Origin of the sequence: Micromonospora sp. WMMD967, from assembly GCF_029626165.1 — a bacterium.
Classification (GTDB): domain Bacteria; phylum Actinomycetota; class Actinomycetes; order Mycobacteriales; family Micromonosporaceae; genus Micromonospora; species Micromonospora taraxaci.
Genome location: NZ_JARUBK010000001.1, coordinates 6954367 through 6977749 on the forward strand (window position 1 = coordinate 6954367; position 23383 = coordinate 6977749).

The 23383-nt window shown below is 71.0% G+C and carries 24 protein-coding genes; 7 read left to right on the forward strand and 17 right to left on the reverse strand.

All coding sequences use genetic code 11. The features are described 5' to 3' along the window. Positions 1–5: 5 nt before the first annotated feature. Positions 6–812, forward strand: coding sequence for a DUF4097 family beta strand repeat-containing protein (locus O7631_RS31310; RefSeq protein ID WP_278147539.1), 807 nt, complete (start codon positions 6–8; stop codon positions 810–812). Here O7631_RS31310 and O7631_RS31315 read toward each other — a convergent pair. From O7631_RS31315 to O7631_RS31350, 8 genes are all read right to left on the reverse strand, one after another. Then, positions 799–1866: an acyltransferase gene (locus O7631_RS31315; RefSeq protein ID WP_278147540.1), complete on the reverse strand. Its 1068-nt coding sequence runs from the start codon at positions 1864–1866 to the stop codon at positions 799–801. The two genes, O7631_RS31310 and O7631_RS31315, sit on opposite strands and share 14 nt — an antisense overlap. A 188-nt stretch (positions 1867–2054) precedes the next feature. After that, entirely contained in the window at positions 2055–2960 is a 906-nt protein-coding gene (gene era / locus O7631_RS31320; protein WP_278147541.1) for a GTPase Era, read from the reverse strand. Further along, positions 2957–3343: a cytidine deaminase gene (locus O7631_RS31325; RefSeq protein WP_278147542.1), complete on the reverse strand. Its 387-nt coding sequence runs from the start codon at positions 3341–3343 to the stop codon at positions 2957–2959. Before O7631_RS31325 ends, era begins: the two co-directional genes overlap by 4 nt. Continuing rightward, the gene (locus tag O7631_RS31330; protein WP_278148076.1) at positions 3336–4760 is read right to left on the reverse strand and encodes a hemolysin family protein; all 1425 of its coding nucleotides are present in this window, start codon (positions 4758–4760) and stop codon (positions 3336–3338) included. Before O7631_RS31330 ends, O7631_RS31325 begins: the two co-directional genes overlap by 8 nt. After that, positions 4736–5209: an rRNA maturation RNase YbeY gene (gene ybeY / locus O7631_RS31335; RefSeq protein ID WP_088988085.1), complete on the reverse strand. Its 474-nt coding sequence runs from the start codon at positions 5207–5209 to the stop codon at positions 4736–4738. The genes O7631_RS31330 and ybeY overlap by 25 nt, the downstream gene beginning before the upstream one ends. Before the next feature lie 15 nt (positions 5210–5224). Beyond that, the gene (locus O7631_RS31340; RefSeq protein ID WP_269682781.1) at positions 5225–6283 is read right to left on the reverse strand and encodes a PhoH family protein; all 1059 of its coding nucleotides are present in this window, start codon (positions 6281–6283) and stop codon (positions 5225–5227) included. Positions 6284–6413: 130 nt separating this feature from the next. Beyond that, positions 6414–7802 carry a serine hydrolase domain-containing protein gene (locus O7631_RS31345; RefSeq protein ID WP_278147543.1) on the reverse strand — a complete coding sequence of 463 codons (1389 nt, stop codon included), beginning with the start codon at positions 7800–7802 and terminating at the stop codon, positions 6414–6416. A 156-nt stretch (positions 7803–7958) separates the two neighbouring features. After that, the gene (locus O7631_RS31350; RefSeq protein WP_088949690.1) at positions 7959–8318 is read right to left on the reverse strand and encodes a histidine triad nucleotide-binding protein; all 360 of its coding nucleotides are present in this window, start codon (positions 8316–8318) and stop codon (positions 7959–7961) included. A 46-nt stretch (positions 8319–8364) separates the two neighbouring features. On the opposite strand from O7631_RS31350, the gene O7631_RS31355 reads away from it, so the two are divergent. After that, positions 8365–9126, forward strand: a complete 762-nt coding sequence (locus O7631_RS31355) for an SDR family oxidoreductase (RefSeq protein ID WP_278147544.1) — start codon at positions 8365–8367, stop codon at positions 9124–9126. A gap of 72 nt (positions 9127–9198) precedes the next feature. Beyond that, positions 9199–10110 carry a polyphosphate kinase 2 gene (ppk2, locus tag O7631_RS31360; RefSeq protein WP_278147545.1) on the forward strand — a complete coding sequence of 304 codons (912 nt, stop codon included), beginning with the start codon at positions 9199–9201 and terminating at the stop codon, positions 10108–10110. Positions 10111–10114: 4 nt separating this feature from the next. Here ppk2 and O7631_RS31365 read toward each other — a convergent pair whose 3' ends face one another. The 3 genes from O7631_RS31365 to hrcA form a co-directional block, all read right to left on the reverse strand. Further along, positions 10115–10849, reverse strand: coding sequence for a 16S rRNA (uracil(1498)-N(3))-methyltransferase (locus tag O7631_RS31365; RefSeq protein ID WP_278147546.1), 735 nt, complete (start codon positions 10847–10849; stop codon positions 10115–10117). A gap of 1 nt (position 10850) precedes the next feature. Continuing rightward, positions 10851–11996, reverse strand: coding sequence for a molecular chaperone DnaJ (dnaJ, locus tag O7631_RS31370; RefSeq protein ID WP_030491782.1), 1146 nt, complete (start codon positions 11994–11996; stop codon positions 10851–10853). Between the two features lie 71 nt (positions 11997–12067). Then, entirely contained in the window at positions 12068–13090 is a 1023-nt protein-coding gene (gene hrcA, locus O7631_RS31375; RefSeq protein WP_130403671.1) for a heat-inducible transcriptional repressor HrcA, read from the reverse strand. Between the two features lie 226 nt (positions 13091–13316). Between hrcA and O7631_RS31380 the strand changes: the two genes are divergently transcribed. After that, positions 13317–13949, forward strand: a complete 633-nt coding sequence (locus tag O7631_RS31380) for a DUF4870 domain-containing protein (RefSeq protein WP_278147547.1) — start codon at positions 13317–13319, stop codon at positions 13947–13949. Between the two features lie 121 nt (positions 13950–14070). Here the strand turns inward: O7631_RS31380 and hemW are convergent, their stop codons facing one another. After that, on the reverse strand, positions 14071–15294 hold the full coding sequence (gene hemW, locus O7631_RS31385; protein WP_278148077.1) for a radical SAM family heme chaperone HemW: 1224 nt from the start codon (positions 15292–15294) through the stop codon (positions 14071–14073). Between the two features lie 19 nt (positions 15295–15313). Here hemW and O7631_RS31390 point away from each other — a divergent pair, with 19 nt between their 5' ends. Next, the gene (locus O7631_RS31390; protein WP_278147548.1) at positions 15314–16123 is read left to right on the forward strand and encodes an enoyl-CoA hydratase-related protein; all 810 of its coding nucleotides are present in this window, start codon (positions 15314–15316) and stop codon (positions 16121–16123) included. Positions 16124–16212: 89 nt separating this feature from the next. Here O7631_RS31390 and O7631_RS31395 read toward each other — a convergent pair whose 3' ends face one another. Continuing rightward, on the reverse strand, positions 16213–16977 hold the full coding sequence (locus O7631_RS31395; RefSeq protein ID WP_278147549.1) for an SDR family NAD(P)-dependent oxidoreductase: 765 nt from the start codon (positions 16975–16977) through the stop codon (positions 16213–16215). Positions 16978–17311: 334 nt separating this feature from the next. Between O7631_RS31395 and O7631_RS31400 the strand changes: the two genes are divergently transcribed. Continuing rightward, the gene (locus O7631_RS31400) at positions 17312–18172 is read left to right on the forward strand and encodes a hypothetical protein (RefSeq protein ID WP_278147550.1); all 861 of its coding nucleotides are present in this window, start codon (positions 17312–17314) and stop codon (positions 18170–18172) included. 221 nt (positions 18173–18393) lie between these two features. Beyond that, entirely contained in the window at positions 18394–19296 is a 903-nt protein-coding gene (locus O7631_RS31405; RefSeq protein ID WP_088988074.1) for a phytanoyl-CoA dioxygenase family protein, read from the forward strand. A gap of 217 nt (positions 19297–19513) precedes the next feature. Here the strand turns inward: O7631_RS31405 and O7631_RS31410 are convergent, their stop codons facing one another. Genes O7631_RS31410 through O7631_RS31425 form a run of 4 tightly spaced genes read right to left on the reverse strand, consistent with a single transcriptional unit; the run spans position 19514 to position 23310 of the window. Continuing rightward, positions 19514–20155, reverse strand: a complete 642-nt coding sequence (locus tag O7631_RS31410) for an MOSC domain-containing protein (protein ID WP_278147551.1) — start codon at positions 20153–20155, stop codon at positions 19514–19516. Positions 20156–20213: 58 nt separating this feature from the next. Further along, complete coding sequence (locus O7631_RS31415; RefSeq protein WP_269682769.1) at positions 20214–21044, reverse strand: carbohydrate ABC transporter permease; 831 nt, start codon at positions 21042–21044, stop codon at positions 20214–20216. Beyond that, entirely contained in the window at positions 21041–22027 is a 987-nt protein-coding gene (locus tag O7631_RS31420; protein ID WP_278147552.1) for a sugar ABC transporter permease, read from the reverse strand. The genes O7631_RS31415 and O7631_RS31420 overlap by 4 nt, the downstream gene beginning before the upstream one ends. Next, the gene (locus tag O7631_RS31425; protein ID WP_278147553.1) at positions 22024–23310 is read right to left on the reverse strand and encodes a sugar ABC transporter substrate-binding protein; all 1287 of its coding nucleotides are present in this window, start codon (positions 23308–23310) and stop codon (positions 22024–22026) included. Before O7631_RS31425 ends, O7631_RS31420 begins: the two co-directional genes overlap by 4 nt. Positions 23311–23383: the final 73 nt, after the last annotated feature.

The following is a 23383-nucleotide window of genomic DNA, read 5'->3' on the forward strand; positions in this document are numbered from 1 at the left end:
TGGCCATGGCAATGCAACCGACCACCGGCGGTCTCCGTCGTCGCGTCACCGCCCCCGTCGCCCTGGGGCTGGCAACCACTCTCATCGTGCTTGCCGGGTGTGACAACCTGGCCATGCGTCGGCTCGACTACGACGACACCGAGCCGGTGCAGATCACCAGCATCCGGGTGCTGCCGGGTTCCGGCGACGTGGTCGTCCGGGGCACCGGCACGGCGGCGGAGGCGCGGATCAAGCGGGTGGTGCGCTACCAGGGTGGCGAGCCCCGGGCCCGGTACGAGATCAAGGGCAACGAGCTGGTGCTGGACACCGACTGTGGCGACCGGTGCAGCGTCTCCTACGAGGTGACGGTGCCGGAGGGCGTGGCCCTCCAGGGCGAGTCCGGTTCCGGTGACGTGGAGCTGAGCAAGGTCGGCGCGGTGGAGCTTCGGCTGGGCTCGGGGGACGTGCGGGTCGTCGACGCGAGCGGCAAGGTCGAGGTGGAGACCGGTTCCGGCAACATCGACGTGAGCGAGGTCAGCGGGGCCGTCCGCCTACGCGCCGGGTCCGGTGACATCACCGCACGGCGGCTCGGTGGCACGACGGATGCCGAGGCCGGCTCCGGCAATGTCACCGTCGAGCTGGACAAACCGGCTGCGGCGCGGGCGCACGCGTCCAGCGGCGACGTGATGTTGCTGGTGCCGCCGGGCAGTTACCGGGTCCGTTCCGGCGCGGACTCCGGTGACGCGCGGGTCACCGTCGCCGACGACCCGACCGCGTCACTGGTGCTCGACGGTTCGGCCGGCAGCGGCAACGTGACGATCAGCCTGCGTTGACGTCGACGGTGGCCTGCTCCCCGGCCGGCCGCTGGGCGGGCACCACCACCGGTCGGCTCGGGCCACCGGGGATCACCTCCGGGCGGCGACGGGCGGCGACGTCCTCGACCCAGCCGACGGCGAGGGTGACCAGGCCGACCAGCGCGAAGACCAGCAACACCCGGATGGCCAGCCCCACCGGATCCTGGTGGGACCAACCCACCACGTCGACCAGCGGAGTGAGCGCCACCACGAACGGCATGTGCCAGAGGTAGATGGTGAGCGCCCGCCGGTTGACCACCGTCACCGCCCGGTCGACCAACCGGCTCCGACCCAGCCACTCCACCCCGGAGGGAGCCCGACCGAGGACGACCAGGATGAACGCGGCCGACCAGAGGGCGTTGCCCAGGTGGTTGTCGTTCAGGTCGTACCCGCGAGGGCCCGGATGCCCGACGATCCAGGCGCCGCCGCCCACCGCGAGGGCGATCGCCACCGGGTACAACACCCGGCCGGAGAGCCGGCGCAGCATCCCGGCGTGGTGGGCGAAGCCCAGCATCCACGCTCCGAAGTACAGCCCGAACTCGCGCAGCACCGGTGGCGCCGGGTAGATCCCCGCCTCGATCGCCACCAGGAGGAGGTACGGGGCGAGCAGGGTTGGCAGCGGGGCACGCCGGAAGAGCCAGAACGCGACGGGTGAGGCGAGCACGAACCACAGGTAGTCGCGGAGGTACCAGATGACGCTCAGGGCCAGGGCGCCCCAGTCGTTGGCCGGTGGGTCGGCGATGGGGAACAGCCACAGCAGCACCCGAGGGGTCACCGGCAACCCGCTGAGCAGCATGGCCGGTACGAAGACCGCCGCGAGCACCCACAGCGACGGCAGCAGCCGTCGGAGCCGACGCCCGACCGCCGCCGGCCCGGATCGGGTGAGCGACGCGGCCATCAACGAACCGGCCAGCGCGAACATCACCGACATGGCAGGGAAGACGAGGGTGAGGGTCGCCCACCCGGTGACGTGGTAGACGACCACTCGGACGATGGCCAGGAAACGGAGCACGTCGAGGTACCTGTTGCGCATCAGCCTGCATCTCGGTCGGGGACGCTTGGCGTAGTTCCCCTACCCTGCGCGGTGCCCGCGCGAAACGGACGACACCCCCGACCGAACGTGAATCTTTCCACCGACACGACCGAAGACGATCATGGGGTACGGCGACAGCCGTACCCCATGCCGGCCGGCCCGATCCGCCGGCCGGTCCGTGCGGTGGATCAGAAGCCCAGCTTGCGCAGCTGCCTCGGGTCGCGCTGCCAGTCCTTCGCCACCCGTACGTGCAGGTCGAGATAGACCCGGCCGCCCAGCAGCTCCTCGATCTGCCGACGGGCGTTGGTGCCGACCTCCTTGAGCCGGCTCGCCCGATGACCGATCACGATCGCCTTCTGGCTGGGTCGCTCGACGTACACGTCGGCGTAGATCTTCGTCAGTTGACCTTCGGGGACCATCTCCTCCACCACGACGGCGATGGAGTGTGGCAGCTCGTCGCGGACCCCCTCCAGGGCGGCCTCCCGGATCAGCTCCGCGACCATCACCTGCTCGGGGTCGTCGGTCAGCATGTCGTCCGGGTAGAGCTGCGGCGACGGCGGCAGGTAGCCGGTCATCACGTCGACGAGTGTGTCCACCTGGTGCCCGGAGACCGCGCTCACCGGCACGATCTCGGCGAAGTCCCCCATCTTGCTGACCGCGAGCAACTGCTCGGCCAGCTGGCGCTTGTCCACCAGGTCGGTCTTGGTGACCACCGCCAGCACCGTCGCCTTCAACTCGGCCAGCTCGCCGGTGATGAACTTGTCACCGCGTCCGACCGGCTCGTTCGCCGGGATGCAGAGACCGATCACGTCGACCTCCGTCCAGGTGGACCGGACCAGGTCGTTGAGGCGCTCGCCGAGCAGCGTCCGAGGGCGGTGCAGGCCCGGGGTGTCGACCAGGACCAGCTGCGACTCCGGGCGGTGCAGCACGGCCCGGATGACGTGCCGGGTGGTCTGCGGCTTGTTCGAGGTGATGGCGATCTTGGTGCCGACGATGGCGTTGGTCAGCGTCGACTTGCCCGCGTTGGGCCGACCGACGAAACAGCCGAAACCAGCCCGGTACGGCCGCGCCTCCGGGTCCTGCACGGGGCTCACTGGGTCACCGTGCCGAGGACCGTGCCGTCGGGTGCGGCAACGTGGATCGGGGCGTCGGCCGCGAGGTCGCGTACCGCCGCGTGACCGGCGCCGTCCAGCGTCGACGCCTCGGTCACCACCACCGCGGCCTCCAGCCGGCTCGCCCCGGCCGCCACCGCCGACGCGACCGCCAACTGCAACGCGGTGAGGGTCAGCGAGGGCAGCGCGACACTGGCCGCCGCGTACGTCCGCCCGTCCTGATCCCGGACCGCGGCGCCCTCCACGGCACCGACCCGCGCCCGGGCGCCCCGGGCCAGGACGACGAGCTTGCCGTCCTCGGCGCTCAACTCGGCCGCCGCGGTGGGAGTGGATCGGGCGGTGGGCGCGGCGGGTGTGTCAGGCATCGGCGGATTGCCTCTCGTCGTCTCGGTAGTTGTCCGTGTCGTCCCCGGGGGCGGCGTGCTCGCCGCGCCCCGCGGTGTCGTGTTCGTGGCCCGGCTCGACCCTGCTGACCAGGACGGTGTCGATCCGGTTGCGCCGGCCGGTGGTGCCCTCGGCGACCAACCGGAGGCCGGCGACCTCGACCTCCGCGCCGGGGATCGGCACCCGCCCCAGCGACTGGGCGAGCAGGCCACCGACCGTTTCCACCTCGTCGGTGGGCAGGTCGGTGTCGAACATCTCGCCCAGGTTCTCCACCGGCAGGCGGGCGGTCACCCGCACCGAGGAGTCCGCCAGACGTTCGACGGGCGGGCGTTCGACATCGTACTCGTCGGTGATCTCACCGACGATCTCCTCCAAGATGTCCTCGATGGTGACCAGGCCGCCGGTGCCGCCGTACTCGTCGACGACGATGACCAGGTGGTTGCGGGCCGCCTGCATCTCCGACAGCAGGTCGTCGACCGGCTTGGACTCCGGCACGAAGGTCGCCGGGCGCATCAACTCGGCCACCGGCAACTGCTCGGCCTGCGGGTCGCCGCCCCGGGAGCGACGGATCAGGTCCTTGAGGTAGAGCACACCCAACACGTCGTCGACGCTCTCGCCGATCACCGGGATGCGGGAGAAGCCGGAGCGCAGGAAGAGCACCAGCGCCTGCGCGAGCGTCTTGCCCTCCTCGATCCACACCATCTCCGTACGCGGCACCATCACCTCGCGGGCGATGGTGTCGCCGAGTGCGAAGACCGAGTGGATCATCTGACGTTCGCCGTGCTCGACCACGCCGCGCTGCTCGGCCAGGTCGACAAGCTCCCGCAACTCCACCTGGGTGGCGAACGGCCCCTCCCGGAAGCCGCGCCCCGGGGTGACCGCGTTGCCGATCAGGATCAGCAACGACGCGAGCGGGTTGAGCGCCCGGCCCAGCCAGCGGACCATCGGCGCGACCGCTCGACCCACGGCGTACGCGTGCTGCCGGCCGATGGTGCGCGGCGCGACGCCGACCACCACGAAGCTGACCACCGTCATCGCGCCGGCGGTCACCAGTGCGGCCCGCCAGCCCGCGCCGAAGCTGTCCACCGCGACCAACGCGACGAGCGTGGTGGCGGTCAACTCGGCGAGCAGTCGCAGGAGCAGGAGCAGGTTGAGGTGCCGGACGACGTCGCCGGCGACGACCTGGAGGGTCTTGGCACCACGCACACCGTCGCGGGCCAACTCGGCGGCCCGGGCCGGCGAGACCGCGGCGAGTGCCGCCTCGGTCATCGCGATCAGGCCGGCCAACACCACCAGGCCGGCCGCGAAGACGATCAGCTGCAGGTCGGGAAGGCCGGCGGTGGCACCGGCCGCGAGTAACGGAGGAGTGGACATCACTGGGTGCGGGTCGACCGCCAGCTGGCCAGCAGCCGGGCCTGGAGCCCGAACATCTCCCGCTCCTCCTCCGGCTCGGCGTGGTCGTAACCGAGCAGGTGCAGCACCCCGTGCACGGTGAGCAGGTGCAGCTCGTCGGCGGGCGTGTGCCCGGCCGTCGCCGCCTGCTTGGCCGCCACCTCGGGGCACAGCACGATGTCACCGAGCAGGGCCGGCTCGCCGCCGGCCGGCGCGGACTCACCCGGGCCGTGGTCGACGCTGCCCTCGTCCATGGGGAAGGCGAGCACGTCGGTCGGCCCGTCGCCGCCCATCCAGTGGTGGTTCAGCTCGGTCATGTACTCGACGTCGACCAGCAGCACGGACAGCTCGGCGAGGGGGTTGACCCCCATCTCGTCGAGGGCGTGCCGGGCGACGGCGAGCACGGCGTCCGTGTCGACGTCGACACCGGACTCGTTGGCGATCTCGATGGACAACTGCTTTCCTCTGCTTTAGCGGCGGCGGCCGGCCCGGCCGCCCTGGGCGGGTCGCCCGGGCACGGCGTGGACGCCCTGCGCCTGCTGGTTCTCCCGCTCGGCGTCCCAGCGGGCGTACGCGTCGACGATCTCCCCGACCAGCCGGTGGCGAACCACGTCGGAGCTGGACAACTGGGCGAAGTGCACGTCCTCGACGTTTTCCAGGATCTCGCGGACCACCCGCAGACCGCTGGTCGTCCCGCCGGGAAGGTCCACCTGGGTGACGTCACCGGTGACGACGATCTTGGAGTTGAAGCCGAGTCGGGTGAGGAACATCTTCATCTGCTCGGGCGTGGTGTTCTGCGCCTCGTCCAGGATGATGAACGCGTCACTCAGCGTCCGACCCCGCATGTACGCCAGTGGCGCGACCTCGATAGTCCCCTGGGCCATCAGCTTCGGGATCGTCTCCGGGTCGAGCATCTCGTGCAGCGCGTCGTAGAGCGGGCGCAGGTACGGGTCGATCTTCTCGTTGAGCGTGCCGGGCAGGAAGCCCAGCCGCTCCCCCGCCTCGACCGCCGGCCGGGTCAGGATGATCCGGTTGACCTGCTTGGCCTGCAACGCCTGGACGGCCTTCGCCATCGCCAGGTAGGTCTTGCCGGTGCCGGCCGGGCCGATGCCGAAGACGATGGTGTTCGAGTCGATCGCGTCGACGTAGCGCTTCTGACCGAGGGTCTTGGGTCGGATGGTGCGCCCGCGACGGGAGAGGATGTTGAGCGTCAGGACCTCGGCGGGCCGCTCGGCGCTGCCCTGCTCGAGCATGCCGACGGTACGCCGGACGGCGTCAGTGGTCAGGGTCTCGCCTTTCTCGATGAGTTCGAGCAGCTCGCTGAAGACCCGCTCGGCGAGGGCGTTGTCCGCGGGGTCACCGGTGATGGTGATCTCGTTGCCGCGGACGTGCACGTCACTGTTGACCGAGCGTTCGACGAGTCGGAGGATCTCGTCGCCTGCGCCGAGCAGATTGACCATGATCTTCGAGTCGGGCACGGTGATCCTGGTCTGCACCCGGGGCGGGCCGGGAGGTGGGGTGCCGGTCATAGGTCGGGCCGAAGGGCCCTGCGCCACCTGCTCTCGATCTCGGCGCCGGCCTGCTGGCCGGCGTGCGGACGTTACACCCATCGTATCCGTTCGACGCGGGCCGCATCGCGCCCATTTCCGCTGGCCGCGATCAACGCCCGGCCCGGAAGTCGTACCTGTCGAAGGTCTCCTGGTGGCGGGTGAACCGGTACGTCGCCCAGTGCATCCGGACCACCACGCCGGCCTCGTCCCGGGTCAGTCGCAGCAGCTCGCCGACCTCCCGGCCGGAGGCCGTGCGGAACACGTCCGGCTGCCCCGGTAGGGGTTCGAAGACCGCCGGCGGACGTCCGGCCGGATCCCCCACCCCACGCGCCCGCAGGGATCCGTCGTGCCAGGAGAAGACGTATTCGGAACCCTCTCCCCACCAGCGGCCGAGCATGCCCCGCACTGCCGCCGGCGCGGGCGCCCCCGGCCGCCACGGCGCGATGTCGGCCGGGTCCCGCTCGACCGCCGCGCCGAGCAGCCGGTGCGTCAGGTCGAACAGTTCGGCCGCCGTACCGGACGAGCCGAGCACCGCGGCGCCCATCGCACCGGCCGTGCCGTCGCCTCCCCGCCGACCGTAGACACCGGCGAGGAAACCGGGCATCGCCCCGTCGTGCCCCACGTGCATCACCCGTTCCCCCTGCGGGATCAGGATCAGCCCGAGCCCGAAGCCGGCGCCCCAGAGCGTCTCGTCGGTGGTGGTCACCGGCCAGCGCATCTCGTCCAGCGTCGCGGGGGCGAGCACCGCGCCGGCCGGGTCCAGTGCCACCGGGTCGGCCAGGAACGCCGCCCACCGCGCCATGTCGGTGGCGGTGCTCCAGAGCTGCGCGGCCGGGCCGACAGCGCCGAAGTCGGTCGGTGGCTCCGGGTGTGCCTCGTCGGAGTACGCGTCGACCAGGAACCCGGTGGCCGCCGTCGGCCGGGGGGTCACCGTGGTGTCGATCAGCCCGAGTGGCGTCAGGATCCGCTCGGTGAGCGCCTGCGCCCAGCTCTCGCCGCGCAGCCGGGCGACCAGTTGGCCGAGCACGGCCATGCCCAGGTTGGAGTAGTGGAACCGGCGGCCCGTCGGCAGCACCCGCTCGGCCCGGACCAGCTCCGCCACCAACTGGTCGTCGTCCGGTGCGTGCAGGCTGTCCCACACGTCGCCGAACGGCTCGCGTTGCAGGCCGGCGGTGTGCGACAGCAACCGGCGCACGGTCAGCTCGCCGTGTGCGGGCAGGTCCAGGTGCCGGCCGACCGGGTCGTCCAGGTCCAGCAGCCCGTCGTCGCGGCACTGGAGGGTGAGCGCCGCGGTGAAGGTCTTCGTCACCGAACCGATCCGGAACTGGGTGTCCGGCGTCAACGGGCTGTCCGTCCCGGTCTCGCCGACGGTGCAGGTCCAGAGCGGCCGGTCGGCCCGGTGCAGCGCCACCGACACCGCCGGCACCCGGGCGTCGGCCTGCACCTGCCGGACGAGTCGACCCAGGTGTTCGTGCACGCGACCGTCGGGTTCGCTCATGCCGTCACTCCGCTTCGCTGCGTGCCGCCATGAGACAGCTCCGCACCGAGCCCCATGATTCGCTCACTACGCTCGCTCATGCCGTCACTCCGCTTCGCCGCGTGCCGCCATGAGACACCTCCGCACCGAGCCCCATGATTCGCTCACTACGCTCGCTCATGTCAGGTCCCGGGCGAGCATCGGGCCGAGCGGCGCGCCACCGAGCAGGTGCGCGTGCACGTGGAACACCTCCTGCCCGCCGTACGCGCCGGTGTTGAACATCAACCGGAAACCGTCGCCGAGCAGACCCTCGTCCTCGGCCACGGCGGCGGACGTCGCGAGCACGTCGGCGGCCAGCGCCGGGTCACCCTGCGCGAGGGTGGCGACGTCGGCGTAGTGCTCCTTCGGAATGACCAGGACGTGCACCGGCGCCTTCGGGTCGATGTCGCGGAAGGCGAGCGTGGTGTCGGTCTCCCGGACCACGGTGGCCGGGATCTCCCCGGCGACGATGCGGCAGAACAGGCAGTCGGATCCCATCGGGGCAGTGTAAGGAGAGGCAGGCGGCTCGGGCAGGATGGCCGGCATGACGGATCGGGCGGTACTGGTGACCGGAGCCTCGCGCGGGATCGGCGCCGCCGTGGCGCGGGCGTTCGCCGAGAGCGGCGACCGGGTGGCGATCCACCACCGCGACTCCGGCGACGCGGCCGAGGAGGTGCGCGGGCGACTCCCCGGCGCCGGGCACGTGGTGGTCCGCGCGGACCTCACCGACCCGGACGCCGTCCGGGCGATGGTGGACCGGGCCGCCGAGGCGCTCGGCGGGTTGGACGTCCTGGTGAACAACGCCGGGACGTACGGCGACCGGGACGACCCGCACCCGATCTTCGGCGCCTCGTACGAGGAGTGGCAGAAGCGCTGGCGGCAGGTGCTGGAGACCAACCTGACCGGTGCCGGCAACGTCATCTGGTGCGCTGCCCAGCACATGCGCGACAGTGGTGGGCGGATCGTCAACGTCTCGTCCCGGGGCGCGTTCCGCGGCGAGCCGCACCAGCCGGCGTACGGTGCCAGCAAGGCGGGGCTGAACGCGTTGGGTCAATCCCTCGCCGTGGCGCTCGCGCCGTACGGCATCACTGTCGCCACTGTCGCGCCGGGCTTCGTGGCGACGGACATGGTCACCGAGTACCTGCACGGTGAGCAGGGCGCGGCGATCCGGGCGCAGAGCCCGTTCGACCGTGTGGGCCGACCGGAGGAGATCGCGGCCGCGGTGCACTGGCTGGCCTCGCCGCAGGCCGAGTGGACGTCCGGGACGATCGTCGACCTCAACGGCGCCTCCTACCTGCGCAGCTGATCCCGCAATCGGCGGCACATCACCTGGTCGAACAGGTGGTTGGGGGTGCGCGGGCGGGTAAGGGCCTTCGACATGGCCGACTCCGCGTTGCTGGACCTCACTGCCGACTACCGGGTGGCCGACGGCCACGACGACGACCCCGTCCTGCTCCGACCCGACGGGACGCCCGTCGAGACCTGGCGCGAGGACTACCCGTACGACGACCGGATGGACCGCGACGAGTACGACCGGGACAAGCGGCTGCTCCAGATCGAGCTGTTGAAACTCCAGGACTGGATCAAGGAGTCCGGAGAGCGGCTGCTGATCATCTTCGAGGGCCGGGACGCGGCCGGCAAGGGCGGCACCATCAAGCGCTTCATGGAGCACCTCAACCCGCGCGGCGCGTCGGTGGTGGCACTCGCCAAGCCGGACGAACGGGAGGCCGGCCAGTGGTACTTCCAGCGGTGGCTGGCGCACCTGCCGGCGGCCGGTGAGATCGTGCTGTTCGACAGGTCCTGGTACAACAGGGCCGGCGTCGAGCGGGTGATGGGCTTCTGTGGGCGCAAGGAGTACCTGGAGTTCCTGCGACAGGCCCCGGAGTTGGAGCGGATGCTGGTGCGCTCGGGCATCCGGTTGGTCAAGTTCTGGTTCTCCGTCTCCCAGAACGAGCAGCGCACCCGGTTCGCGATCCGCCAGGTCGACCCGGTCCGGCAGTGGAAGCTGTCCCCGATGGACATCGCCTCGCTGGACCGCTGGGACGACTACACGGAGGCCAAGGAGGCGATGTTCTTCTGGACCGACACGGCCGACGCGCCGTGGACGGTGGTGAAGAGCAACGACAAGAAGCGGGCCCGACTGGAGGCCATGCGACACGTGCTGAACCGCTTCGACTACGCCGGCAAGGATCCTGAGGTGGTCGGCACACCGGACCCGCAGATCATCGGGAACGCCGGGCTGGACCTGGGGCCGGAGGAGGAGGTCGTGCCGGTGTTCCCGAGGCCCTGAGCGGTCACCAGCGGCCGAGGCGGGTGGCGAGCACGCTGAGCGCGGCCACGCCGGCGGTCGAGGTGCGCAGCACGGCCGGCCCGAGTCGCACCGGCCGGCCGCCGGCCTCGCGGAACGCAGCCAGCTCGGCCGGGGCGATGCCGCCCTCCGGGCCGACCACCAGGACGATCTCACCGGCGGTCGGCAGGTCGGCGGTGGTGAGCCGCTCGTCGGCCTCCTCGTGCAGCACGAACCCGGCGGCGGCACCGGCGATCCGACGGGCCACCGTGGCGGTCGACTCGTCGGGCGAGCCGGCCACCACCGGCAACCACGGCCGGCGGGCCTGCTTGGCTGCCTCCCGGGCGGTCGCCACCCACTTCTCCCGTGCGCGTACGCCCCGGTCACCGCGCCACTGGGTCACCGAGCGCGACGCCGCCCACGGCACGATCTCGTCGACGCCGACCTCGGTCATTGCCTGCACCGCCAACTCGCCCCGGTCGCCCTTCGCGATGCCCTGCACGGTGACGATCCGGGGTACGGGCGCGTCCGCGTACCCCCGGGAGGTGACGGTGACCTCCAGGCTGCCCCGGCCGACGGCCGTGACCACGGCGGCGGCGGTGCCGCCGCGCCCGTCGGCGAGCAGCAACTCCTCGCCGACGCGCAGCCGCTGCACGGTGGCCGCGTGGTGCCCCTCCGGGCCGTCCAGGGTCAGCGCGTCGCCGGTGGGCAGCGCCTCGACCAGGAACAGCGGTGCGGACACCTCAGGCGTGCCCGTTGAACGCGTCGCGCATCCGGGAGAAGAAGCCGCCCTGCTTGGACAACTCGGCGACCTCCTCACCGCGGGTCTTGGCGAAGTCGCGCAGCATCTTCTCCTGGTCCGGGTCGAGCTTGGTCGGGGTCCGCACGTCCAGGTGCACGTAGAGGTCGCCCCGGCCGGTGCCGCGCAGGTGCGGCACGCCCCGGGCGCGCAGTCGCAGCGTGCTGGCCGGCTGGGTGCCGGCCTTGACGTCCACGGTCTCCTCGCTGTCCAGGGTCTTGATGGTCAGCCGGGTGCCCAGCGCCGCCGCGGTCATCGGCACGGTGACCCGGCAGTGCAGGTCGTCACCCTTGCGGGAGTAGACGTCGTGCGGCCGCTCGTGGATCTCCACGTAGAGGTCGCCGGCGGTGCCGCCACCCGGGCCGACCTCGCCCTGCTGGGCCAGCCGGATCCGCATGCCGTCCTCGACACCGGCCGGGATCTTGACGGTCAGCGAGCGGCGGGTGCGCACCCGGCCGTCGCCGGCGCAGGTGGGGCAGGGGTGCGGGATGGTGGTGCCGTAGCCCTGGCACACCGTGCACGGCCGGGCGGAGACCACCTGGCCGAGGAAGGTGCGCTGCACCGACTGCACCTCGCCCCGACCGGCACACGCCTCGCAGGTCGCCAGGTGGGTGCCGGCGGCCGTGCCGGCGCCGGAGCAGGTGGTGCAGAGCACAGCGGTGTCGACGGTGATCGGCGCCTCGACGCCGAACGCCGTCTCGTGCAGGTCGAGTTCGAGTCGCAGGATGGCGTCGGCGCCCGGACGGGTACGCGGGCGCGGACCACGGGCGTTGCCCCCGGCACCGCCGAAGAACGCGTCCATGATGTCCTGGAAACCGACGAACGGGCCCGCGCCACCGGGACCACCGGGGCCTCCCGCGCCACCGCCGCCCGGGGCTAGCGGGTCGCCACCCAGGTCGACGATCTGCCGCTTCCGGTCGTCCGAGAGGACCTCGTACGCGGCGTTGATGTCCTTGAACTTCTCCTGAGCCTCCGGGTCCGGATTGACGTCCGGGTGGAACTGGCGCGCCAGCTTGCGGTAGGCGCGCTTGATCTCGTCATCGGAGGCTTCCCGGCTCACACCGAGAATGCCGTAGTAGTCCCTGGCCACTGCGTTCCGTGTCCTCATGTTCGTCTCGCGTTGCGCCGATCCGGCAGCCGCCGGCCGTCGGCCCTGACTGGTCAGTTCTGGGCCAGCAACTCGCCCACGTAGCGTGCCACGGCGCGCACCGTGGCGATGTTGCCGGGGTAGTCCATCCGGGTGGGCCCCAGCACCCCCAGACCGCCGACGATCGTCGCGCCCGGGCCGTAGCCGGTGCTGACCACCGACGCGGCCCGCAGGTTGTCGAACTCGTTCTCGTCGCCGATCAGCACCCGGGTCGTGCTCGGCTCGGTCTCACCGATGAGTTTGAGGAGCACGACCTCCTCCTCCAGGGCCTCGAGGATCGGCCGCAGGGAACCCTGGAAGTCGAGCAGGCCACCCCGGGTGAGGTTCGCGGTGCCGGCCAGCGCGATGCGTTCCTCGTGCCGCTCGACGAGCGTCTCCAGCAGCACCGTGGAGAGCATCGTCATCATCGGCCGCAGCTGGGCCGGCGCCTCCTCGACCAACGCCTGCACCAGTGGTGGCGTGTCGGACAGCCGGGCTCCGGCCAGCTTTTCGTTGACCAGCCGACGCAGGTCGGTGACGTCGTCGGCGGGCACCGGACCGGGCAGCTCCACCAGCCGCTGCTCCACCCGCCCGGTGTCGGCGATCATGACGAGCATCAGCCGGGTGGTGGAGATCGGCACCAGCTCCAGGTGCCGCACCGAGGAGCGGGCCAGCGACGGGTACTGCACGACGGCCACCTGCCGCGTCAACTGGGCGAGCAGCCGTACCGTGCGGTGCACCACGTCGTCGAGGTCCACCGCCCCGACCAGGAAGCGCTCGATGGCCCGGCGCTCGGCCGGGCTGAGCGGCTTGACCCGGGACAACCGGTCGACGAAGAGTCGGTAACCGCGGTCGGTGGGCACCCGGCCGGCACTCGTGTGCGGCTGCCGGATGTAGCCCTCCTCCTCCAGCACGGCCATGTCGTTGCGGACCGTGGCCGGGGAGACACCGAGCTGGTGCCGCTCGACCAGCGCCTTGCTGCCGACCGGCTCCTGGGTGGAGACGTAGTCCTCGACGATGGCGCGGAGCACGGCGAGTTTGCGGTCGTCGAGACCCATCCTCCGCACCTCCTGTCGCACGTCGGCCGCCGGCTTCCTGAGCCGGCCGGGCCGTCCTGGCACTCGACTGTAGCGAGTGCCAGTCTACGTCGAGGTACCCGTCGACGCGATGATCAACGGCGGCCCGTCGGTGCGGCCCGCGCCACCCCGCCGGACCCGAACGGCCCACACTGCCGGGAGGTGTTCCTCTGGTGCGGCGTTGCCAGATGCCCCTACCGTGACATCCATGACTGAACCTCCTCGCCCTCCCGGCGCGGGTGACCCCGGCAACTACCCGCCGGAGCCGACCTCCCCGGGTTCGTACCCGTCGGCCGAGCCACCCACCGCACCACTGTCCGGGGCACCCGGCCCGGGCGGCTATCCCCCGCCCGGTGGCTATCCGCCGCCCACCGGTGACCAACCGCCGTCAGGTGGCTACCCTCCGGCGGGTGGCTACCCTCCGCCCGGGGGCTATCCCCCGCCCGGCGGCGGCTACCCGACCGGCGGCGCGTACGGCGGCCCCGGCGGCGGCTTCGCCAACAACGAGGACAAGACCTGGGCGCTCGTCGCGCACTTCGGCGGCGCCGCCGGCATGATCATCAGCGGCGGCGTGCTCGGCTGGATCGGCCCACTGGTGGCCATGCTGGCTCGTGGCAACCAGTCCCCCACCGTGCGGACGCACGCCGTGGCGGCGCTCAACTTCCAGCTCATCTGGTCGATCGTCGGCCTCATCGGCTGGGTGCTGTCCTGCATCCTGATCGGCTTCATCGGGGTCGGCGCGGCCATCATCCTCGGCGCCGTGTTCGGCATCATCGCCGGCATCAAGGCCAACGAGGGGCAGCTCTACCGCTACCCGCTCTCCGCGAGCTTCGTCAAGTGAGACCTCGGGCCGGCCGCTCCCCCGGCCGGCCCGCCCCGCTAGGGCCTTTGTCAAGGTCCTCGGTCGAGCCGAGGCGGAGTCCGGGCCCGCCGCACGCCGGCCAGGGGCTTTGGCAGAGGCCCTAGGGCAGCAGGTCGCGCACGACGGCGTCGGCGAGCAGCCGCCCGCGCAGCGTGAGCACGGCCCGGCCGGCCGCGTACTCGTCGGCGGCCAGCAGGCCGTCGGCCAGCGCCCGCTCGGCGCCGGCCCGGCCGGCGGCGTCGAGCACTGTCAACGGCAGGCCGCTGGCGAGGCGCAGCCGCAACATCACGTCCTCCATGTGCGCCTCGTCGGCCGTGAGCACCTCCCGGGCGAGGCCCGGAGACGCGCCGGCGGCCAGCCGCTGGGCGTACGCGGAGGGGTGTTTGACGTTCCACCACCGCACGCCGCCGACGTGGCTGTGTGCTCCCGGCCCCAGCCCCCACCAGTCCGCGCCGGTCCAGTAGAGCAGGTTGTGCCGGCACCGGGCCTCGTCGGTGGCCGCCCAGTTGGAGACCTCGTACCAGGAGAGTCCGGCCGCGTCGAGCGCGGCCTCCGCGGCCAGGTAGCGGTCCGCGGCCACGTCGTCACTGGGGTACGCCAGTTCGCCGCGCCGCATCCGGGCGGCGAGCCGGGTGCCGTCCTCGACGATCAGGGCGTACGCGCTGACGTGGTCCACCCCGGCGACGACCACCTGCTCCAACGAGGCGGCGAAGTCCTCGGCCCGCTCTCCCGGCGTCCCGTAGATCAGGTCCAGGTTCACGTGCTCGAACCCGGCGTCGCGGGCTTCCAGAGCGGCGGCGGTGGCCCGGCCGGCGCTGTGTTTGCGGTCCAGGATCGCCAGCACTCCCGGCGACGCGGACTGCATGCCCAGCGAGATCCGGGTGTAGCCGGCAGCCCGTAGCAGCTTCAACGATTCCGGGGTGACCGATTCCGGGTTCGCTTCGGTGGTCACTTCGGCGTCGGCGGCCAACCCCCAGGTGCGGTCGATGCCGTCGAGGATGCGGGCCAGGTCGTCGGCGGGGAGCAGGGTGGGCGTACCGCCGCCGACGAAGACGGTGTCGACCCGGGGCGGTGGGCTGTCGCCCAGCACCCGGGCGGCGAGCGCCAGCTCGGCCAGGACGGTGTCGGCGTACCCGTCGCGGCTCGCGCCGCCGCCCAGCTCGGCCGCCGTGTAGGTGTTGAAGTCGCAGTAGCCGCAGCGACTGGCGCAGAACGGCACGTGGACGTACACGCCGAAGCCGCGCGCGCCGACCGCCGTGGTGGCGGTGGCGGGCAGCGATCCGTCGACGGGGACGGTCTCACCATCTGGAAGGACGCCGGGCATGGCCACTAGTGTGCCCGGCATGACCTCTCCCGACGTCCTCGTGCGGGTCGCCACGGCCCGTGGGGTGACCACCCTCACCCTCGACAGCCCCCACAACCGCAACGCGCTCTCCACAGGTCTCATGACCCAACTGCTGGCCGGGCTGGGCGACGCGATCGCCGACGAGGCGGTACGGGCGATCGTGCTCGACCACACCGGCCCGGTCTTCTGCTCCGGTGCGGACCTGAAGGAGACGGCCGCCGCGTACGCCAGCGGGACGGTGCCGGCCGGCATGCTCGGTGACGTGCTCGCGGCGATCTGGGAGTGCCCGAAGCCGGTGCTGGCCCGGGTCGGTGGGCCGGCGCGGGCGGGCGGTCTGGGCCTGATCGCCGCCGCCGATCTCGCGGTCTGCGCCGACGAGGCGACGTTCGCGTTCACCGAGGTGCGGATCGGGGTGATCCCGGCGGTGATCTCGGCGACCGTGCTGCCCCGGTTGCACCCGCGTGCCGCGGCCGAGCTGTACCTGACCGGGGACACCTTCGACGGGCGGCGGGCCGCCCAGGTCGGCCTGGTCACGGCCTCCGTGCCCGCCGCCGAGCTGGACGCCGCGGTGCGGGGCTACTGCGATTCGCTGGTGCGGGGCGCTCCCGGCGCGTTGGCGGGCGCGAAGGAGTTGCTGCGCCGGCCGGACACCGCCGAGTTGCGCGCCGACCTGGCCCGGCTGTCCGCCCTGTCGACGAGCTATTTCCTCTCCGACGAGGGGCGCGAGGGGGTCACCGCGTTCCGGGAGAAGAGATTGACTCGATGGGTGGCCGCTCTGGACGGTGGTTCCGCTGATCATGCCGGGTAGGACCAGGGCTCACCGGTCGGCAGACCGGGCCGGCGCGCCCCGGTGACCGTCGTGGGCGCCGCCGGGGTGCGGCGGCGCCCACATTTCGGTCACCACGCGGTCGCGCCGCCGTCGACCGGGTAGTTCGCGCCGGTGATGTAGGACGCCCGGTCGGAGGCCAGGAACACCACCAGTTCGGCGACCTCCTCGGGTTGGGCGAACCGCTTCAGCAGCGTCTTGCCGGTGATCGCGTCCCGGGCCGCCTGGTTGTCCCCCAGGTCGCGCTCACTGGCCGGGCTGATGATGGGCCCGGGGCTGACCGCTACCGCCCGGATGCCGTGCGGCGCGCCTTCGAGAGCGAGTTGTCGGGTCAGACCGATGACGCCGGCGTTCGCCGCGGTGTGGCCGACCATCGGGGGGACGTGCCCGGCGATCGTCCCCGCCATGGAGGCGGCGTTGATGATCACGCCACCACCGCGTCGCACCAGGTGCGGCCAGGCGAACTTCGACACGAAGTACGGAATGTCGAGTTCGCCGGTGATGGTGTAGCGCCAGTCGTCGACCGAGAAGTCGGGCATCGGGCCGAAGCGCAGCGCCGCCGCGTTGTTGTAGACCACGTCGAGCCCGCCGTAGGCGGCGACGGCGTCCTCGACGAGTGTGCGCACCTGTTCCGGGTCGGTGAGGTCGACCGGCGCGATGCCCGTCATTTCACCGCCGGCGGCGCGAACGAGTTCGACAGTCTCGTTGTTGCCGTCGACCTGGATGTCGGCTCCGACGACCTTCGCGCCTTCCCGCGCGAAGATCTGCGCGGCGACGCGTCCCAGACCGCCCCCGGTGCCGGTGACGAGTACGACCTTGCCGTCGAGCGTTCCCATGGAACTCCTCCTTGCTCCGTGACCGGTCCGGTCGCCTGGATCGGCGGCCGGGCGAGTCAGCGATTGACATGTCAACCCGGGTAACCCCTTGACCGGTCAACCACTTCCCGGTGAGCCAAGGCCGTGACCGATGCGACATGGCCACGCACGGTGCTGGCGGCGGACGGGCAGGGCGCATGCCAGATGCCCCGATTGTCGGCCATTCGGCAGGTGAGACCGGGCGCAAAGCGGGAAAGTCCCGATCGGCACGCCTCGGCAGAGCCGGTCCCGAACCGCTCAGACGACCCGGAGAGGGCCCCGGGGGACGTACGCTTGTCGGACTGTCGATCTGGGGGTGTGGGTGCGAACTCGGGCAGCCGTGGCGGGTGGAGTGGTGCTCATCCTCGTCGCCGTGATCGCGATCTGGCTCGTCGTACGACAGGTCGGTGACCGCCTCCAGTTGCCGCTGGCAACGCGGAAGTGCACGGTGCAGGCCGACGGCCGGGTCGCACTCGACGCCGACCAGATGGCCAACGCGGCGACCATCGCGGCGATCGGGGCCCAGCGCAAGATGCCCGAGCGGGCCGTGGTGGTCGCGTTGGCCACCGCGTACCAGGAGTCGGGGCTGCGCAACCTCGCCGACGGCGACCGCGACTCGGTCGGCCTGTTCCAGCAGCGGCCGAGCCAGGGCTGGGGCACCCCGGCGCAGATCCGCGACCCGCGCTACGCGGCCAACCGCTTCTACGCGGCGCTCAAGAAGGTGCGCGGCTGGGAGAAGATGCGCGTCACCGACGCCGCCCAGCGGGTCCAGCGCTCCGCCTTCCCGGAGGCCTACCAGAAGTGGGCCGACGACTCCGAGGTGCTCAGCCGAGCCCTGCTGGGAGACGCCACCGGTGCGGTCGCCTGCACTGTGGGGCGCACCCCGGCAATGCACGGCGCGGCGGCGGCCGCGCAGTTGACCCGCAACCTGGTGCTGGACTGGGGGTTGAAGGGCACCGACCCGAGCGACCCGACCGGGTTGGCGGTCACGCCGGAAGACCAGCGCGACGGCTGGCGGTACGCGCACTGGCTGGTGTCGCACGCACAGGACCACGGGGTGAAGCGCGTCCGCTTCGGCGACCTGGAGTGGACCGCGCGAGCGGGCACCTGGGGTCGGGCGAACGGCGGGCAGAACCCCGCCGGACAGGTCGTCGCCGAGGTGTTCAACGAGGGCTGACCGACCCGGATCTCTTAACCGGCAGTCACCGCACAATCGGACAAGTGCCCATCAAAGGCTGTATCGATCACGAAGATCTCACTCTCCGCAGTTCTCCCGCTGCACGGGGTCCCGCCGCGGCCCACGCATCGAAGACCTCCTCCCCGAGGCCTTGTCCGTCGCGTTACGATCGGCGGCCTGTGCCAGAAAATGATTCACCTCATGGGGAGGGGTACGACGCGGTGTTCGATTACGGCGACCGGACCGGTTACGAACCGATCAGCGACACTGACCGCAAGGAGTTCCACGAGCAGGGCTTCCTCCTGCTGCGCAACGTCCTGACGGAGGACCACCGGGCGGCGCTGGAGGCGGCGGTCGACCGCGTCTACGCGGAGGAGCAGGCCAAGGGCACCACCAAGAAGGACGGCACCCTGCACCTGCTGGGCTTCCTGGAGCGCGACGAGCTCTTCGGCGAGCTGCTCACCCACCCGATCGCCTTCCCGTACATGTGGGGGCTGGCCGGCTGGAACATCTACACCCACCACAACCACCTCGACGTCACCCCGCCGGCCGCCGAGCCGGAGAAGCCGTACTGGGGTTGGCACCAGGACGGGTACCGCCAGAACTCCGACCCGGAGACGATGGACCCGAACCTGCCTCGGCCGATGTTCTCGCTGAAGGTCGCGTACGTGCTCTCGGACCTCTCCGAGACCGGCCGCGGCGCCACCAAGGTCATCCCGGGCAGCCACCTGTGGAACTCCCTGGACCGGCCCAAGGACCTCAGCGTGCACAACCCGGACCCGGAGGGCACTGTAGAGATCACCGCCAACCCGGGTGACGCCTTCATCTTCGACCGCCGGCAGTGGCACTCGCGCTCGACGAACCTGTCGACCATCACCCGCAAGATGCTCTTCGTCGGCTACACCTACCGGTGGATCCGTCCCCTGGACGAGCTGCACCCCGACGTGAACGGCGAGTGGTACCGCAACCGCACCCCGGTCCAGCGCCAGCTGATCGGTGAGGGCACCCACACCGCCAACTACTGGGGCATCAACTGGGACGGGTACGTCGACGACGAGATCCCGCTGCGCAAGGAGCTCAAGGAGCGCGGTCTGCTCGACCGCAACATCCCCTGGCTCCGCTGACCCGATCGCGTAGGGCCTGTTCATAAGGGCGGTCGAGCCGAGGCGGAGTCCGGACGGCGACCCGGCAAGGCGCGGTTTCGTCCGGATACCGGTGTCGTATCCGGATGAAACCGCAACGCCGCCGGCCGTCGTCCGGGCCCGCCGCAGGCCGGCCAGTTCTTATGAAACAGGCCCTTAAGCCCCTGCCGTCCGGTGACGGCAGGGGCTTTTTCGTATCTCAACCCCGGGCGGCGAGGCGGCGGCGGGCCTTCTCCCGGATCGGCTCCGGCAGGTCCTCCGCTTCGAGCAGCCGAGGCAGCAGCTCCGGCTCCAGGCTGGTCGCCCGGAACACCTCGCCGATGGTCACACCGTGCGCCGGCCGTTCCACCACCTCGACCGGGTCGCCCGGGCCGACCTCCCCCTCGCGCAACACCCGCAGGTAGGCGCCGGGCAGCGCCCGGGCGGTGAACCGCTTGATCAGATCCGGTACGCCCCAGAACCCGGCGAACGTGGTGCACGGCGTACGCGGCTTGGTGACCTGGAGCAGGGCGGAACCGACCAGCCACTGCTCGCCGATCACCGCGCCGGTCACGTCGACCGCGTAGGTGGACAGGTTCTCCCCGAAGCCACCCGGTCGGACGTCGCGCCCCAGCTCCGCCGCCCACCAGGCGGCGTCCTCCTCCGCGTAGGCGTACACCGCCTGGTCGGGGCCGCCGTGGTGGGCGCGCTCGCCGATGAAGTCGCCAACCACCCCGTCGACGCGGACCAGCACCGGGCCGTCCACCGGCCGCTTGTCGATGCCGCTGCGACCGCTCGCGTCGCCGGCCCACTCCGCCTCGGTCACCGCGCCGAGGTTCACCGCTGCCACCCTGCCCGTCATGACGGCCAGCATAGGCCCGCCCTCGTGGCGCGGCAGTCAGCCCTTGACGACGCCGAGGTCAGCCCTTCACGGCGCCGGCCACCAGGCCGGAGACCATCCGGCGCTGCACCAGCAGGAAGAAAATGATCACCGGCAGGGTGAACAGGGTGGACGCGGCCATCACCGGCCCCCAGTTGGTGTCGTCGCGGCCGAAGAAGAAGGTCATCGCCACCGGCAGCGTGTAGCTCCCCTGGTCGTTGATGAACGTCAACGCGAAGATCAGCTCGTTCCACGCGGTGATGAAGGAGAAGATGCTGGTGGCTACCAGGCCGGGCGCGACCAGCGGAAAGAGGACCCGCCGGAAGGTCTGGGCCCGACTCGCCCCGTCGATGGCCGCCGCCTCCTCCAACTCCTTGGGCACCGCGGCGACGAATCCGCGCAGCATCCAGACCGCGAAGGGCAGCGAGAACCCGAGGTACGTGAGGATCAGGCTGGGCAGGGTGTTGTAGAGCCCCAGCCGCTGGATCATCAGGAACAGCGGGATGACCAGTGCCTCCAGCGGGATCATCTGCACCACCAACAGCATGATCAGGAAGCTGGTCCGCAGCTTGAAGCGGAACCGGGCCACCGCTGTCGCGGCCAGCAGGGCGACCAGGCCGCTGAGCACCACTGTGGAGACGGCGACCAGCGCGCTGTTGAGGAAGAAGTCGAGGAAGCTCACGCCGGGGATCAGGTTGCCGGTCAGGATCTCCCGGTAGTGCGCCAGCGTCGGGTGGGTCGGCACCGGCTGCGGAGTGGCCGAGAAGATCTCGTTGCTGGGCTTCAGCGACGTGGAAATCATCCAGTAGACCGGGAACGCCGCGAAGAGCGCGACCAACAGGCCCGCTGCGTTGAGGGCGACCTTCTTCACGACTCGTCCTCCTGCCTGAGCACCATCCGAACGTAGAAGCCGGTGACCACGAGCAGGATCAGCGTGAGGATCACCGCGATGGCCGCGCCGAGTCCGTACTTCGGCGGCGGAGAGAAGGCTTCGGCGTACGAGTAGATGGCGAGCATGAACGTCGGCCGGTCCTGGGTGCCGCCGGCCAGCACGAACTGCTGGGTGAAGACCTTGAAGTCCCAGATCGTGGAGAGAATGATCAGGATCCCGAAGACCGGGCGCAGCAAGGGGAAGGTGATCTTCCAGAAGACCCGCCACGGGCTCGCCCCGTCCACCCGGGCCGCTTCGTGCAGCTCGCTCGGCACGCTCTTGAGACCGGCCAGCACGCTCACCGCGATGAACGGGAACGAGTGCCAGACCACCACCAGGGTGAGGATGGCGAAGAAGAGCAGCGGCGAGTTGAACCAGCCGTAGCCGGTCCAGTCGCTCCTCCCGAACAGAGCGTTCGAGAGCCCGTCGGGCAGGGCGTTGAACAGCCACGTGGCAAGGCCGCTCGTGTCGTCGAAAATCCACTTCCAGACGATGGTGCCGGTCAGTGCCGGGGTGGCCCAGGCGAGCATCACGCAACTGGCCACGAAGGTCGCCATCTTGCGCCCGAGCCGGTTGAGCAGGAGGCCGACCAGGGTGCCGAGGACCATGGTGAGCAGCACGTTCGCAGCGGCGAACAGGACCGTGTTGCGCAACACGGTCAGGAAGAACGGGTCGGAGAGGATGTCGGCGTAGTTGCCCAGCCCCACCCAGGGCCACTCGCGGTCGCCGCGCAACTGCCGGACGTTGTTCAGCCGGTAGAAGGACATCACCACCACCTGGCCGAGCGGCCAGAGCAGCAACACCCCGATGATCACCAGCGCGGGCAGGAGCAGCAGGTAGGGCAGGCGGTCCACCCGGCGACGCCGCCGCACGGGGGCTTCCCGCGCGGCGGCCGTCTCCGGGCTCTTTGTCTGTGAGCTCACTTGCTGTTCAAAATGCTTTCCATCTCGGCGGCCGCATCGGCGGTGGCCTTCTCGACCGTCTTCTGACCCTTCATGACCGAGCTGTTCATCGCCTGGGTCACCGTCTTGGTCCGGCTGACCTCCACCCACTTCGGGGTGAGCGGCGTGAGCTTGGTGTTCTGCATGGTGGTGGCGAACGCCGCCATGACCTTGTCGTTGGCGTAGGTGTCACCCGCGACCAGATCCTGGAAGACCGGGAAGAACCCGAGGCTGCTCGCGAAGCTCTGCGCGTTCTTCTTGTTCAGCAGCACGGTCAGGTAGTCCCAGGCCAGGTCCTGCCGCTCGCTGTCCTTCCAGATCGCCACGTCCGAGCCACCGGCGAAGCCGGGTGCCGCCTTGCCGTCCGGGCCGGGGATCGGGAACGTACCCCAGACCTTCTCGATCTCGGGGTTGTCCTTCTTGATGGCGCCCTGCTGCCAGCTTCCGGCGAAGGCCATCGCCGCCTTGCCGGTGGCGAACTGGGTCCGCGCGTCGATCTCGTTCCAGCCGGCCGCCGCGGGCGGGGCCACCTTGTGCACGGTGACCAGGTCGGTCCAGTACTTGACGGCCTTCTGCGCCTCCGGCGTGGTGTAACCGGACTTCCAGGTGCCGCCCTGGTTGTTGGCGATCTCGCCGCCGGCACCCCAGAGGAAGGAGTAGAAGGGCAGCTCGGAGTTGCCGGGAAGGGCGATGCCGTAGGTGCCCTTCTTCTTCGCCTGCACGGTCTTGGCCACGGTGACCAGGTCGTCCCAGGTCTTCGGGGGCTGCACGCCGGCCTCGGCGAACCAGTCGGTGCGGTAGTAGATCGCGCGCACCCCGGCGTACCAGGGAACGCCGTACTGCTTGCCGTCGAGCTGCGCGTTGCGGACCAGGTCGGGCAGCAGGTCCTTGCCGTCGGCCCAGCCACCCATCCGGCCACTCACGTCCGCGAGCGCCTCCTGGGCCGCCCAGCCCTGGGTCTCGGTGTTGCCCAGCTCGGTGATGTCCGGGCCCTCACCGCCGGCGAGCGCCGCCTGGAACTTCTTGGGCGCCTCCAGCCAGGGGATGTACTGCACCACCACGTCGGTGTCGGGGTGCTTCTGGCGGAACTCCGTCTCGACGGAGTCGAGGAAGGTGTTCTGCGCCTCGCCACCCTCACCCATCATCCAGACCGTGAGCTTGCTGTCGTCGGCAGCGTCCTCGCCGGAGCCCCCACAGCCGGTCAGCACCATCGCGGCCGAGGCCACCATGGCGGTGACCGGGGCCAGCCGCTTCCACCTGTTCACGCCACTTCTCCCCTCGCGCCGCCTGGAACTAACCTTCTCCGCCGCACCCTAGTACGGAGAATTCCTTTACGAC